At 59.8% G+C, this 14,737-nt stretch carries 11 protein-coding genes; 4 read left to right on the top strand and 7 right to left on the bottom strand.

The features are described from left to right. The first annotated feature begins 82 nt into the window (after positions 1-82). On the top strand, positions 83-1,237 hold the full coding sequence (locus tag AC0L2H_RS24185; RefSeq protein WP_473592571.1) for an efflux RND transporter periplasmic adaptor subunit: 1,155 nt from the start codon (positions 83-85) through the stop codon (positions 1,235-1,237). Between the two features lie 280 nt (positions 1,238-1,517). Next, positions 1,518-1,754: a hypothetical protein gene (locus AC0L2H_RS24180; RefSeq protein ID WP_473592570.1), complete on the top strand. Its 237-nt coding sequence runs from the start codon at positions 1,518-1,520 to the stop codon at positions 1,752-1,754. 162 nt (positions 1,755-1,916) lie between these two features. Here the strand turns inward: AC0L2H_RS24180 and AC0L2H_RS24175 are convergent, their stop codons facing one another. The 6 genes from AC0L2H_RS24175 to AC0L2H_RS24150 form a co-directional block, all read right to left on the bottom strand. After that, on the bottom strand, positions 1,917-2,702 hold the full coding sequence (locus AC0L2H_RS24175; protein ID WP_473592568.1) for a sensor histidine kinase: 786 nt from the start codon (positions 2,700-2,702) through the stop codon (positions 1,917-1,919). A 378-nt stretch (positions 2,703-3,080) separates the two neighbouring features. Next, positions 3,081-5,978, bottom strand: coding sequence for an ATP-binding protein (locus tag AC0L2H_RS24170; protein WP_473592567.1), 2,898 nt, complete (start codon positions 5,976-5,978; stop codon positions 3,081-3,083). 663 nt (positions 5,979-6,641) lie between these two features. After that, positions 6,642-7,394 (bottom strand): response regulator transcription factor, encoded by a 753-nt coding sequence (locus tag AC0L2H_RS24165; protein ID WP_473592566.1) that lies wholly within the window; start codon positions 7,392-7,394, stop codon positions 6,642-6,644. 2 nt (positions 7,395-7,396) lie between these two features. Continuing rightward, positions 7,397-7,786 (bottom strand): response regulator, encoded by a 390-nt coding sequence (locus AC0L2H_RS24160; RefSeq protein WP_107648337.1) that lies wholly within the window; start codon positions 7,784-7,786, stop codon positions 7,397-7,399. Continuing rightward, on the bottom strand, positions 7,783-8,430 hold the full coding sequence (locus AC0L2H_RS24155; protein WP_473592564.1) for a response regulator transcription factor: 648 nt from the start codon (positions 8,428-8,430) through the stop codon (positions 7,783-7,785). Before AC0L2H_RS24155 ends, AC0L2H_RS24160 begins: the two co-directional genes overlap by 4 nt. Beyond that, a complete protein-coding gene (locus AC0L2H_RS24150) occupies positions 8,427-10,871 on the bottom strand; it encodes a PAS domain-containing protein (protein ID WP_473592563.1) in 2,445 nt (814 codons plus the stop codon). Before AC0L2H_RS24150 ends, AC0L2H_RS24155 begins: the two co-directional genes overlap by 4 nt. 537 nt (positions 10,872-11,408) lie before the next feature. Here AC0L2H_RS24150 and AC0L2H_RS24145 point away from each other — a divergent pair. After that, on the top strand, positions 11,409-11,705 hold the full coding sequence (locus AC0L2H_RS24145) for a hypothetical protein (protein ID WP_473592562.1): 297 nt from the start codon (positions 11,409-11,411) through the stop codon (positions 11,703-11,705). A gap of 265 nt (positions 11,706-11,970) precedes the next feature. Beyond that, positions 11,971-13,497 carry a DegQ family serine endoprotease gene (locus AC0L2H_RS24140; protein ID WP_473592560.1) on the top strand — a complete coding sequence of 509 codons (1,527 nt, stop codon included), beginning with the start codon at positions 11,971-11,973 and terminating at the stop codon, positions 13,495-13,497. Between the two features lie 163 nt (positions 13,498-13,660). Here the strand turns inward: AC0L2H_RS24140 and AC0L2H_RS24135 are convergent, their stop codons facing one another. Beyond that, complete coding sequence (locus AC0L2H_RS24135; RefSeq protein WP_473592559.1) at positions 13,661-14,719, bottom strand: helix-turn-helix domain-containing protein; 1,059 nt, start codon at positions 14,717-14,719, stop codon at positions 13,661-13,663. Positions 14,720-14,737 lie beyond the last annotated feature (18 nt).

Here is a 14,737-nt window from a genome sequence, read left to right as displayed (position 1 = left end):
CCATCTGGATCAGCCCGACGACACGGTGAGGGATGGCGCAACGGAGCGGCCGTCGCGGCGAGGCGGAGGCTGGCTGCTAGCATTGGGCGCGCTGACCCTGCTGACGACGGGACTGGCCTATGGCGTCCAGGGATACTATTCGCGCAACCGCGAGCTCGCGGCAGCCGCCGAACAGACGCGTGACTTCGTCCCGCAGGTGCGTGTTGCGGCGGTAAGGCCGAGCGACGACATCGTGCAAGTCAGTCTGCCCGCCACCACAACGGCTTACGACGTCGCCGACATCTTCGCACGAGCCAGTGGCTATATCGAGACGCGCGAGGTCGACATCGGGGACAAGGTCAAGAAGGGACAGTTGCTGGCCAAGATTGCGGTGCCGGAACTCGATGACCAGATTTTGCAGGCCCAGGCAACCTTGGGACAGCTCCAGGCGGCGCTGCAACAGGCACAAGCCAATCTCGATCTTGCCAAGGTGACGTGGCAAAGGGACAAACCCCTGGTGGACCAGGGCTGGATCACCAAGCAGCAGGGTACGATCGACGTTCAAAGCCTCAAGGCACAGGAGGCGGCTGTCGGCGTTGCGCAGGCCAATGTGAATGCACAGCAGGACCAGTTGCGCGTGCTCGACCAGCAACAGGCCTACCAGCAGGTCGTCGCCCCGTTCGACGGCGTCATCACTCAACGCAACGTCGATATCGGCAGCCTGGTGCAGGCCGACACGACCAACAGCACTTTCCTGTTCGCCATCATGCAGGGGGATGTGATCCGTGCCCAGGTTTACGTCCCCCAGGACCAGGCCTTTGGACTGACCCCGGGGGTCAAGGCTGTGCTCCAGGTCCCCGAAATCCCCGGCCGTACCTTCCCGGGCACGGTGACGCGGATTGCCGATGCGCTGGCACCGGGCACGCGGACCTTGCTGACCGAAATCGACATTCCTAACCCTGACGGTGTCCTCACGCCCGGCACCTATTGCACGGTCGAACTCCAGATCCCGCGCAAGACACCCAGCTTCTCAGTGTCGGCAGATGCGATCATCTTCAACGCCGATGGGTTGCAGGTTGCCGTGGTCGAGGGCGGCGTTGCGCATATTCGAAAGATATCGGTGGCGCGCGATCTCGGAACGGAGGTCGAGGTCCGTGACGGCGTCAAACAGGGCGACCTGGTGATCCTGAATCCGCCGGTCGAACTTGCCGAGGGCAGCAAGGTGCAGATCAGTCCTGCCGCCGTCGGTACGCCCTAGTTCCGTTCACGCTGGCTCAGTTCAAGGCGCCCGGCGTGAAATCGCGACCATCGTCCTTCGCGCCGTATATACGGGCCGAACTCCAGCACTCCATACTACATTATACATACATGATACCTTGATATACTATGTATTACTTCAGATCGTTGCTAAATAACTGATGCAGACCGAGAACAGCAGAGGCGAGACGAACATCGTAACCCGAAGCTTCCCGAATGCCTGTAGCCGGAATGCGCGGTGGACAAACGGCCGCCTTCCTCAATGAAAAGGAGATTTAATCATGCGTTCTATCCCTCTGAAGGCGGCGCTTGCCGCGATGATCGTCGCCATCCCACTCACCGGCGCCTTTGCCGCCTCGTCGCGCGGCGGCGACCATGACAGCAATCACGATCATGGCCGAGGCGGCAGCAGCGAATACGGCGACTTCTCGCAGAATGGATGGTTTGACGGTATCAACTCGTTCAAGGCCCATCCGACTGCGGGCAAGAACCTCCTCCAGCAGTTCATGGGTGAATGAGAAGACCCTACCGTCTCGCCGCAGCCCCGCCGTCTCTCAGGAACGGCGGGGTCTGCAGCATGAAACCTATCCATGCCAAAGGCGCGCCTACAGGAAAGCCTGGCTAGCTGGAGTATTCCTCAAACCAGGCATGTTTTCGACTTCTCATGCCGCCGAACGAGATCATGAACATGCAGCGCCGCTGACAAACCTTTCGACCTGGCGGTTCGTTCGCATCGTCTGCCGGCATCGACTTGGCGCAACTGTTTTTGACCCAACCGTGCTTGGGACGACGAAGCGGAAAATGCTGCCGTGCGGAAGATTGGGCGCGGCCCACAGCCGGCCGCCGTGGGCCGTGACGATAGAGCGGCATATCCACAGTCCCAAACCCATGCCCTCGCATTTGGTCGTGAACAGGGGATCGAAGATGCGCTCGACAAGCGCCGGATCGAGCCCAGTGCCGGTGTCCTCGACCGCAACCTGCACATCGCCATTTTTGTCGAGCCGGGTACTGATCCGCAGTCTTCGCTGTCGTTCCTGCACCGTGCTCATCGCCTCGATGCCGTTTGCGATCAGGTTAGCAACCACCCGTTCCAATTGAGCGTGGTCGCCTCTGATCGGCTCCAGGTTCTCAGCGAGTTCGACCTCGACCGCGATGTGTTGAAGGCGCAAATCGAGACTGACGAGACTGAGCAGGTCCTTGATCAAGTCGTTGATGTAGAGGTTAGCCGCTATGGGCGGGCCTTTCCGGACGAGGTCCCGAACACCTCTGACGACATCGGCGGCGCGAAGGGTATTGCCGATGATCCGTTCGATCGCCTGTGTCGCCTCATCGAGATCCATCGGATCTCTCTTCAACCACAGGAGAGCGGTTTCCGCATTGGTCAGAATGGCGGTAAGCGGTTGGTTCACTTCATGGGCGATGCACACCGTGCGATCGATAAGTGTTTTCGATTGTTTGCCATACATACGGTACGGGTTCCTGCGGCAAGAGGATGCGATTTGGTCGTGTGCGATACCGAGGGCTGCAGAGGATCAATCAGCCTGACCTTGCGAATGGACACCACAAGACTATTCCTCTGGAGCGGAGGAAATCTGCCAGGGAGGTCGGTGTAACGAAGCTATGCAATATCCCAACATCATCACCTCCCTTCAGCGTGGCGATTGCCTGGAATTTCATGCCATGGATTATGCGCCCTATGAGCCATGACGCGAGTTTAGCGTTGCAAATAGCTGTAAATATTCGCGGCCAAGACAGACCGTGAATAGGCACATGGAGGATCGCTCCAGACGCTTGGCGGTAGACATGAAAGAGGTTGAAGGCGAAACGCGACTGGTTTGCCGAGTTCAGTCGGTCGAACTCAGCTCTTCGAGAAATCGGCGCGCGGTGACGAGGTCTCGCGTTTCAAATCCCTCTGTAAATCGCTGATAGATGTCTTCGAGCATAGAGCGGGCGTCCTTGCCCCGGTCGTGCTCCTTCCACATGCGCGCCAGCGGGATTGCGGCTTTCAGCTGCCAGCTCAAGGCCGATTGCTTGTGGGCACAATCGAGCGAGCGAAGCAGTATACGCTCAGCCGTCGCAAGGTCAGGTCGCGGCTGCATCAGTAGGATTTCGCCTTGGGCCCGCAGCAAGTCGGGCAGCCACAATATCTCGCCAACCTGCTCAGCACGCGCCACAGCCTCGCCTATCGTGGCCAACGCTTCGTCCGACTGTCCGGAATGGGCCAGTCCTTCAGCCAAGGCGCGCCGCGTCGGCAGCGTCACGATCCGGTACTGATCTGCATCCATCGCCTTCAAGGCCGCCCGCAAAGTCGCAACGCCGGACGACGCTTCGCCGTGCGCGACCATGAGTTCACCTTTCAGCGCGAGGCCGACTGCGCGATAGGGAGCAAGGGAGTATTTGGTAGCCTGCTCGAATACGATTTCAGTATATTCCTGCGCTGCTCTAAAGTCGCCACTCCAGTGGAAAACAGGGACGAGATAGATGAGAGCAATGCAACTTGAGACTGGGTGATCGTGGCTCTGCGCCGTTTTGATTCCCTGACGTGCGACTTTGCAACCTTGATCCGCGAAGCCACACAGCCACAGGGACCTGGCGAGCGTCGCGAGCCCCGATACATGGTGGTCGTGGCCAAAGAAGCTCACCCTCCCCAGCCTGAAATCCGACGCCAGCTTCGAGCCTTGCTTGCAGTGTCGTAGCGCTGCCGCCTGATTGCCGGTCAGGTGATATGATCCACCCAACATCCATTCCGTCATTGCGTTTTCGATCGGACCTCCGCTGGCCTTGGCAACGGCAGCGTTCCGTTTGGCGGCCGCCAACGCGCCGCTGAAGTCCCCCTGGCGCATGAGGAAGATGTAGAGTCCGGAAAGCAGCTGGAGTTGATGCCTTCCATCCTGGAAAATCTCGGAGAGTTCCAGTCCGCGCTCGATCCCGGCCCTGACTTCTAGGCTGTTGCCGCGGGAGTACATGGATGACATCGCCAGTGCTCCCTGGAGTTCCAGTTCCCATTGCGTCCCGTGATCCGCTTCCAGCAGCGCGCGCAGGGCTCGCCGGCACCATTGCTGACACTCATCCAGCAGGGAAAGTCCCAGAAATAGCGGGGCCGCATGGGCAGCCAGCTCAATGGCGAGGGACCGGTCATCCAAGCTCGAAAAACTCCATGCGAGCGCTTTGCGAACGTTATCGATGTGCGGAGCGTGAACGGCAACGTTGTGGCCATCAAAAGCCGACCCTTTGGCCATGCCCTGCTTGAGAAGGCCGGTGAAGTAGCCTGCGTGACGTCGTTCGGCGGCTACCGCTTGCCCGTCTTCGGCGAGCTTGGCCGCAGCATAAGCGCGTGTGGTATCTAGTAACCGGTAATGAGTAAGTCCGCTCGTCGGCTCGACCCGCATGAGTGACTTGTCGACCAGGCTGGCGATCGCGGAGGTTACCGTCTGTATCTTACCCCCCGCGTCCCCGACGACCGCATGCGCCGCCGCCAGCGTGAAATTGCCAACGAACACGGACAGCCTGCAGAGAACTCTCTGCTCGTCCGCCGTCAGGAGCCTGAAACTCCAGTCGAACATGGCCTGCAACGTTTGATGCCGAGGCAATGCACTGCGCCAGCCTGGCAGGAACATCCCGGCGCCGCTGTCCAGCAGTCCGGCGGTTCCTTGAATGCCGTGAGTACCCACACGACTGGCGACAAGCTCTATTGCCAAAGCGATCCCGTCTAGCCGACGGCAGATATTCGCAACAATTGGAGCATCGCTGTCGCTGAGCTGGGCATGGTGCCCACTCGCTGCTGCCCGCTCCATGAAGAGCCGAACGGCGGGCGAGGCCAGCGCTTGAACGGCGGATGGCGTTTCGTCAGGAGGACTGTCGAGAGGCATCAGCAACTGCACATGCTCGCCCTCAACACGCAACGCCTCGCGACTCGTCGCCAATATGTGCACCGACGGCGCTGCGTGAAGGAGGCGTACGCAGAGCGGGGCGACCGTCTCGATCACATGCTCGCAATTATCGAGAACGACGAGAATCCGCTTGTCAGCCAGGAAGGCGCGTATGTACGGCTCGTGGTGCGGGCCTTGGACAAAGCAGCCGAGTGCCGAAGCCACGGCACTTGGTACGTCAGCCGGGTCGGTGAGCGATCCAAGGTCGACAAAGCAAACCGCATCGTCGCCAAATTCCCGGCGCAGTGCGTTGCCGACCGCCACAGCGACGGTCGTCTTGCCTATCCCACCTGGTCCGACCACACTGATAAAGCGCCGCGACAAAAGCAGCGAGCACATTGTGGCCACGGTCTCGGTGCGGCCGACGAGCAGTTGCAATGGCGTCGGGAAATTCGGGGATCGCGCGGGGCTTGCACAAACAGCAATTGACGCAGTGCCGCCGCCCGCGCCGGAACGCCGGACCGGTGCAACGAAGGTGTAGCCCCGGCCGGGAACATTGACGATGTAGCGGACATTATCCTTGCCGTCCCCCATCACCTTGCGAAGGGCGGCGATGTGCACGCGAAGATTGGCTTCCCCTACGAAGACGGCCGGCCAAACGAGATCGATCAGTTCTCGCCTGCTCACAACCTCGCCCGGTCGGCCGGTCAACGCAATCAGCACGTCGAGAGCGCGGCCGCCGATGGCAACAGGTTTGCCATCCCTGACCAGCACCCGCTCTGCCCCGATCAAGCGAAAGGGGCCGAAAGACAGGACTTCACCCGTCTCTGTCTGGTCGCTACTTGTGACGACAACCGAACCGGTTCCCGGCACTCTGATGCTCAAAGATCCGGTCGGCCTTGTTTGCATCTTTTCACGACCTTTAGCTTGTCAAGACCCGCCATGCGGGGTCATGTCGAGCGGCGTCCGAAGGAAGTAGCGAACGAGAGCCACCAACCGGGGCTGCGCCGCGCGCCGCGAAGAAACTACAATTCGTAGGCGGCAATGGAATCCATGCGCAAGCCCTTGTTGAGGAGGCTTGGGACCGAGGTCCGTTCAAAGCTGAAAGGCGAGTCGAAGGTAAGAGATTTTCCTCGCGCAAATCCGTATTGCATTTGACGCTGGCAAGCCCTCTTTCGGATCGTCGCATTGGAAATGCTCCTGTGGCAGCTGGGAATGGACCGCCCGCTCAAACTCGCCGTAGCGCTTCATGCAACGGTTCCACGAAGGGCAGCGACTGGGCCATGAACGGAGCGAACGCCGTTTCGGTCAGCCGCCATGCCGACAACGAAGGGCAAATCTCCTTCGGCCACGCTCCAGTCGAGAATGTCATGCAACTCCGACATCGATGACCCCGCTCCAGGTCCCCTCGACAGCGATCGGGCAGAATGTCGTTCCACGCTCTGCCAGAGAGAGAGAGCGCAAGGATAAAGGAAGTGTGTCCGAGTCTCCATTCTGGCTTGGTACAGATCCGTATCCGATCGGCGGGTTGGACTACTACTTTGGTCTATCCAGAATGGCCCTGAGGCTGGTTACGGGAGCAGGTGCCGAGCGCAGCAGTTCGGCCATCCTGACCAGATCTGCCAGGGATTGCGCGCGCATCCTTTTCATGACTTGAGCACGATAGATCTTAACCGTGGATTCTACCACGCCAATCCTTCCGGCAACCTGCTTGTTCATCAATCCTGCCGTCACGAGATCCATAACCTCGCGTTCGCGCTCGCTTAGCGTCTGAAATCGGGCGAAGGTCTCGATCGCCTGCCGATCGCTATCGAGGCGCATGCTGTCCAGCTCGATGGCCCTTGTGACGGCATCCAGCATTTCCTGTTCGCGAAACGGCTTCGTCAGAAAGTCGACTGCACCCGCCTTCATGGCTCTCACCGCCATCGGAACGTCGGCGTGGCCCGTCATGAATATGATTGGAACTCGAACGCCCGCGGCGACAAGGCGGGCCTGAAAGTCGAGACCGCTGATGCCGGGCAGACGAATATCCAGCACGAAACAGCCCGCAAGGTCCGGCAGTTCCATATTCAACAGCTCGGTCGGAGACGAAAATGCCCGGCTCTGCAAACCGACGGATTCCAACAAATCGATCAGCCCTTCGCGCATCGAAAGATCGTCCTCGACGATGAAGACAAACGCATCTTGGGTAGCCCGGGCATAAATGGGAGCAGCCACCGCACGAGTGTATGACTGCGTCGGCTGCAGCAGCAAGCGTTCATATTTCCGACTCATCAGATCACTTGTCATCACTATTCCCCTCGGGATGAGGCCAAAACGGCCAGGGCGACCGCCGCAAGCAGGGCTGAAGCATCGAAGGGCTTTCGAAAGAAGCCATGATGACTCTCAGCAGCAGCGCGCCTTTGGTCTGTGGCTTCATGGCGCGCCGTAATGAAAATGACGGGCAAGTCCGGGCGCACATTTCGCGCTCGCCGGCGAAGCTCGAAGCCGTCGACAACTGGCATGCCGATATCGGCAATCAGGCAATCTATCTTACGCAACACGTCGTGTTCGAGGAGAGACTGAGGAGATGAGAACAAACGAACCGAGTGTCCCGCCGACTCCAGGAGGTCCTCGATCGACTCGAGGACCCGAACGTCGTCATCGACAACCGCGATCGTTGATTTCCGTGCAGCGTTCATTTCGAAGATGTTCCCGTGCGCCGAGAATGGGTTACTGGTACTTGCAGCCTTTCGGCGATCCTCACGAGATCGGCCAGCGATGCAGCCTGCATCTTGTGCATGATCTTGCTGCGGTGGATTTGCAGCGTCACCTCACTGATCCCAAGTTCCGCAGCCGCCTGCTTGTTGAGCAGACCGCTGACGACCAGCGGCAGAACCTGTCGTTCGCGGGAGGTCAGGGAGGAAAGGCGGCGCCTTAGCGTCATAAGCTCGGCCCGCTCCAGGCGGGCGTCGCAATCCCGATCGATGGCCGTGTGGATGGACTTCATCAACTCGGTTTCGCTGAACGGTTTGGTGAGGAAGTCCACGGCGCCGCGCTGGATGGCACGTACAGAAGATGGAATATCGCCGTGTCCTGTGATGAAGACGATAGGCGGATGTTGCTCGTGGTCGGTCTGTTTCTGGAATTCCAGCCCGTTGATATCAGGGAGTTCGATATCGAGGATCAGGCAACCGGGCAGGTCCGGTCGGGGAAAAGCCAGATAATCGGCAATCGAGTTGAAGGCGACGGACGCCAGGCCTCTTGCCGCCAGAAGTTCGCTCAGCGCCTCGCATATGCGCTGGTCGTCATCAACGATGAAAACGATGCAGTCGTCCCGGGTCATGCCGCGTCGCCCGATTGGATCGGCAGCGTAAACGAGAACATCGTTCCCCTTGGCTCGATGTTCTCTGCCCAAAGCCGGCCGTCGTGTGACTCCAGTATCGAGCGACAGATTGCCAGACCCATGCCCATCCCCCCCGCCTTCGTCGTGAAGAACGGTTCGAAAATTCGCTCTGGTTCGGCAATTCCGTCGCCGTTGTCGCGGACGTCGACCAGGATAGCATTCTCTCCATGGCGGCGTGATCCAAACTTCAGTGATTTCGACACGTCGATTGTCGACTTCATTGCGTCGATCCCGTTGCGGACCAGATTGACCAACACCTGCTGCATCTGTACGCGGTCCGCGAGCACCGGCGGCAGGGCCGCATCGAGATCCGTTTCAACGAAGATGCCCTGCGAGATTATTTCATCGAACATCAGCTGACGCACCTCGCTGATCACCTCGTTGAGATTGATTGAAGTTCTGGACGAAGCGGTCTGTTTGAACAGTGCTCTTATTCGGCTGACGACCTCGGCCGCTGCCATGGAATCGCGAACCATTCGCTCCGCGGTAATGCGTGCCCGCTGCAGGTTTGGAGGATCCGCCGACAGCCAGCGTTGGCAGGCGTGACTGTTGGTGATGACAGCCGCCAAGGGCTGATTGACCTCATGCGCGATCGAGGCCGACAGCTCGGCGAGGCTCGCAAGCTGCGAAGCGCGCGAAAGCTTGTCCTGCGTCGCGCGAACGATGTCATGGGCTCTCATCTCGTCATCGATGTCGATGATGACGCCATACCATTTCACGATGCGGCCATCGTCGTCCCGTAGCGGCTGGGCGCGATTATCAACCCAGCGATAGATGCCATCGCCCCGGCGGTTGCGGTACCGCATGGCGAAAGGCTCCCCGGTCTTCAATGAGTGGATCAGGCTTCTCTTCACAGCCTCCAAGTCATCGGGATGCATAAGGCGTCCAAGTGCCCCGTCCAGCTTGGTACCCTCCTTGGGCTCGCTGTGGTCGATCTTGCGGCCATAGTAGGCTTCCAACTGCTTGTTGATGTAGGCTGGTTCACCCTCGGGAGTGACGGACCAGACGAGTGTCGGTATGGTGTCGACAAGCTGCTGGAGTTCATACTGTCTGGCTCGCAGCGCCTCCTCGGCCTGCTTGCGATCGTCGATATCGGTGTTACTCCCGAACCAATGGATCACAATGCCGGAGGCATCGAGCACTGGTTCGCCTTGGAAAAGGAACCAGCGGTATTGGCCATCGAAGCGGCGCAGCCGTGCCTCGATCTCGCCCGACGCACCCGTTGCCAGGAGAGATCGCCAGTATTCGACAAGCCGGTCCTGATCGTCCGAATGTATGGCGGCAGTCCAACCCCAGTCGCTTGCCTGCTCCTGAGACAGGCCCGTGTATTCGAGCCATCTCCGGCTCAGGAATTCGGTGGACCCGTCTGGGTGGGCGGACCAGACCAGTGTCGGAAGAGCGTCGATCAGCCGCTGGAGCTGAAGCTCTTTGGCCTCCAAAGCCTGTTCCGCTCTCTTGAGGTCATCGATGTCGGTGAACAGGCCGTACCAGCGTATGACTTTGCCATCCTCGTCGAAAATTGGTTCGACGCGCGCATGGAACCAGCGGTATACGCCATCGTGTCGCCGCATGCGGTACGCGCGGTGCATTGGCTCGCCGGTTTGAATGCAACGCTGTCGCGCTGCCGCAACGCTGTCGCGTTCGTCGGGATGAATGATGCTGAGAAAGCCCAGCCCACTCAGTTCGAGGAGGTCCAGTCCAAAATAATCCCTTTGCGTCTTGTTGGCGTAGTCTTGATTGCCTTCGGAGTCAGCGGTTGCGATCATCCCCGGGATGTTGTCGAGTATTGACCGGATGCTGTGCTCGCTCGCGCGCAGAGCTTCCTCCTGGACCTTCTGGTCATCGATATCGAGCAAGATTCCATACCACCCGTTGAATTTGCCGTTCCGATCGTGCCTGGGGCGGGCCGCGACACGGAACCAGCGATAGGTGCCATCGTGGCGACGAAGCCGGTACGCGCCATGAAATTCCTGGCCAGTCTCCAGGCATTGCGACATGAGGCCTGCAGTTCGGTCGAAGTCCTCAGGATGAATAACCTGTCGACAATGGAGATTACCGGTGTCGCCGGTGCCGAGATAATCCCGAAGGCTCGTGTTCACCTTGGCCAACCGGCCTTCCGTGTCGACGATCCATGCCAGTCCGGGAATGCGCTCCACGGATTCACGCGCGTCATACACAGCGCGATCCAATGCAGCCTGCCTTTGCGACTCTCGAATGAGAAAGCCGGTCACGATCGCAATTGCGGCAAGGAGGGCCAAACGCATGTAAGTATGGCGTACGGTGATTTCTTCCTGTTCGCCGGACAGCCAGAACACCAACAAGCCGACGCCGGAAATGGCTATGGCCAAGCCATATGTCCGCAGCGGCGACATTGCTTTCATTCTCGATACTCCCGACGCGGCTCCTGCTGCCGCGCGAGCGACCTCAGGGCCTCGCCCCACAAGAAGGCAACATGATCGGTCCCCCGAGATGTCGGACTTCCACCGCACTATATCAGAATAGAATGCCGCCCAGGCATAATGGAAAGACGTGATGGACAGCCGGTCGCCCGCCGCTGCCGTTGCACCGTGAACTGAGCGGACAGCAGCGGGTGACGCTCAAATATGTGTAGCCCCGGCGCACCGGCCGACTGACACCGGTCCGCTAAGCATCCCTCGGGACCGACAGGCCCGGACTGGACATGCAGCGTCCATCGACAGGTACACGCTGTAACCTCAGGACTGATAACCGCAAGGAAGGGCCAGTGGCCGCAAAGCAGACAAAGCCGTTCCACAAGCCAGCCTGTATGCTGCTGTCGAACCTGATCGAAGGCGGCCCAAGGTCACGATGTGACCGTCTGCGACGTACGGCTTCCAAGGTCGAAGCCGCCGATTTTTCTGCGGTAGCGGTTGCCGGTGAAATAAGACGAGGAGACTACAATGAACTGCAATCGGCTGCTGCTGCAGATTTCATCGATTGGCGCCGGCGTTTTCATGTCGATCTGTCTCACGGGCACCGTAGCGACCGCCGCAGCCAAAGACCAGGACACCGCGGCAACCGTCGTTGCCGACCAGGTGCGAAGCCAAGGCTTCCGTTGCAAAAATCCGACCTCTGCGGAGCGCATTGAGGCCGAGTCCGCCCCCAATCAGACCGTCTACCTGCTCAAATGCGAGGGCATGACCTACAGGGTGCTCTTGATTCCAGATCAGGCAGCTGAAGTGGCCAAAGTTGACTGAAGCCCAATGCGGGCCTCGGCGAGGAGACACTTCCATGCGAAATGGTCGGTCTTTTTCGAAAGAAACCGCGCCGTCCCGCAAGTAACCGCCGCAGCCTTGCAAAAGACACAACCCGGAAGCGGGCCAGTACCAGCTTAAGTAAATCGGTTTGATCGGAAGTCCATCAGCGAGGCTAGCGCATCCGATCGGCCATACGCCGGATAGACGGTTCCGCACGGGGAACACGCCACGGCGCCAGGACCAAGGCCTCGCACGGATCGCGACCATGTCAACTTTCGATATCCTCCGCAGACACCGCGCCGTGCTGCTTTTCTCCGCCGTCATCGTAGCGCCGCTCGCTGCTGGGGCCGTTCTGGACGCGGGTTTGGCCGATACGCAAGCAGGCCCGTCCCCGGTTGCCTCCGCCATGCCCGCTTCGGTCACCTCCTATGCTCCGATCGTTGCGGCCGACAAGCCGGCGGTGGTGACGATCACGTCGATCGTGAAAACTGCATCGAGGCCCGATGATCAAAGCCAGCCCTCGGACAGCGGTCTGTCGTCCGATAAGCGGTTGCCTCAATTCTTCGGTAATCGGGGAATCCCGGCACCCAAGACACCACCGCAAGGAGCGACGCAACTGGCAGAGGCCCTCGGTTCCGGCTTCATCATCAGCTCGGACGGCACCATCGTAACCAACAACCACGTCATCGACGGAGCTTCCGATATCATGGTGACGCTCGACGATGGAACCGAGCTGCCGGCGACCCTTGTCGGCCACGACGCAAAGTCGGACCTTGCGGTCCTGAAAGTAAAGGCTGGGAAGCTCCTTCCTACTGTTGCCTGGGGTAATTCCGACGGACTGAGGGCAGGCGACCCGATTCTGGCAATTGGCAATCCGTTCGGCATCGGAACGACAGTCACAGCGGGAATCGTGTCCGCCCGCGGGCGCGATCTCAACAGTGGTCCCTACGACGATTTCCTTCAGATCGACGCGCCAATCAACCACGGCAATTCGGGTGGACCTCTTGTCGACACCAGCGGCGCTGTCGTGGGTATCAACACCGCGATCTACTCGCCCAATGGCGGCAGCGTCGGCGTCGGATTTGCGATCCCTTCCAATGAGGCCAAACTGATCGTCGCCAAGCTGGTGAAGAACGGTTCGATCGAACATGGGCTGCTCGGCATCGAGATGCAGCCGATTACAATGGACCTCGCCAACGCCCTCGGTCTGCCGACGCCTGAAGGTGCTTTGGTCGCTCATGTCGGCGATGGATCGCCCGCCGCTCATGCGGGCATCGAGACCGGCGACGTCATCACCGGATTTGCCGGTCAAACCATCAGCGAGCCCAAGACCCTGTCTCGAGCCGTGGCGGATCTCTCGCCGGGGAAAAGGGAGACGCTGTCAGTTTGGCGCAATGGGAAGACAGTTGCGTTGTCGGTGGTCGTCGGCGGCAATGAAGACAGCGTCAAACAGCTGGCCGCAGTCAACTCTTCCCAGCCGGTGCATTCCAGTTTTCCAACACTCGGCCTGGCGCTTGGTGACCTCGATCAAACCGTCCGCCAGGCCCTGAATGTGCCTTCGCAGGTGCATGGTGCCATGGTCGAGGGTGTCGATCCAGACCAGCCGGCCGCCACCTCCGGCATCGAATTGGGCGACATCATCGTCTCGGTCAATCGCGTGCCGGTACAGACTGCGAAGGAGGCGAGCCAGGCCATCAGCGCCGCAACAAAATCCAGCAAGAAGTCGGTGCTGCTGCTGATCAAGCGCGGCGAACAGCAGACCTTCATCGCCGTGCCATACGGCAATGGTTGACATGAAACATAAGGCGCCCGCCAATTGCGCCAGAAGCCAGATCTCCGATCAAGGGTAGAGAAGGTGGGAGCCAGCACAAAATCTCGATCGAAGGGCGCTGGCTTCACCGGGGGGCGGGTTTCACCAACTGCCAGATTCCCAGCCAGACCGGGCTTTTCAGGGTCTATCCGAGGCTCCGCTGGTAAGCACTCGGCGTCAGGCCGGTCGCCTTGCGAAAAGCGGCCGTGAATGAACTGGTTTCGCTGTATCCAATAGTCAATCCGATGTCCGTCACCGAATGAGCGCGCGTGGCGAGGAGACCTTTGGCATGCTCGATTCGACGGCTGGTGAGGTACCGATGCGGAGGCATCCCAAAAGACAGCTTGAAGGCGCGGCAAAAATAGCATGGGCTCAACCTGGCAAGCTGCGCGAGAGTGGCGAGCGGTACCGGTTCGCCCAAATGCGCCTCGATATGCGCCGTAACTATCCGCTGCTGCCAAGCTGCAAGCCCGCCTCGAAGCTGAGGTTCGGCTCTCGGCGTCCCCTCGTGGAAACGGATCAGTTCATGAGCCAGGACGATGCCCAGTGCTTCCAGGTAGTACCGACTCTCCGGGGTTGGACTTTCGAGCGACCTCATGAGTTTGAGCGCCGTGCCTAAAAGCGTCGCGTCCTCAAAGAAAAGCTTCGCCGCGAACGCCACATCTGTCATGCCGGCGTTGAAAGGAACTTGCAGCTTGGCGGGATCGAGATAGATAAACATGAGACGCGCAAACGTCCGCGGCGCATGCCATTCAAGATATTCGCGACCGGCGGGCACCAAGGTCAGCCGGCGGCCAAAATCCCGCAGTTTCGATCGGGGTAAACCTTCGACGAAGGTATCACCGTCTTGCCGCGTGCCCTGCTCGTAGACCACCAGCAAGTGGATGGGCGCGCGAAACCGGAATTCGAATTTGTCACGACCGGCGGCTTGGACCACCTCGGCAACGATCCCATCCGAAATCGCCGTGCGACTGCTCACGGCGTCGGCTGAAGATATCTCGACACGGTAATCGGCCGCCTCGGCGCTCCGGCGCCGGAACTGCGCATGCGCCACGGAGTTGGTACGTTGTGCTTTTCCGCTGTTGAACGGAGCACGCCAATCCGCCGACAGGAACGATCCCGTTTGCTCCGGTCGCCGAGCATTGGCCGCGAAGGCAGCAATCGCGAGTGTATCGATGTCACTGGAGGCCGGATTCATCAACATGGCTTGGCGCATATCCTT

This window comes from Mesorhizobium sp. WSM4871 (assembly GCF_055811295.1).
Note: the sequence above shows the minus strand (reverse complement) of the source record. Positions and strands in the feature narration are given on the sequence as shown.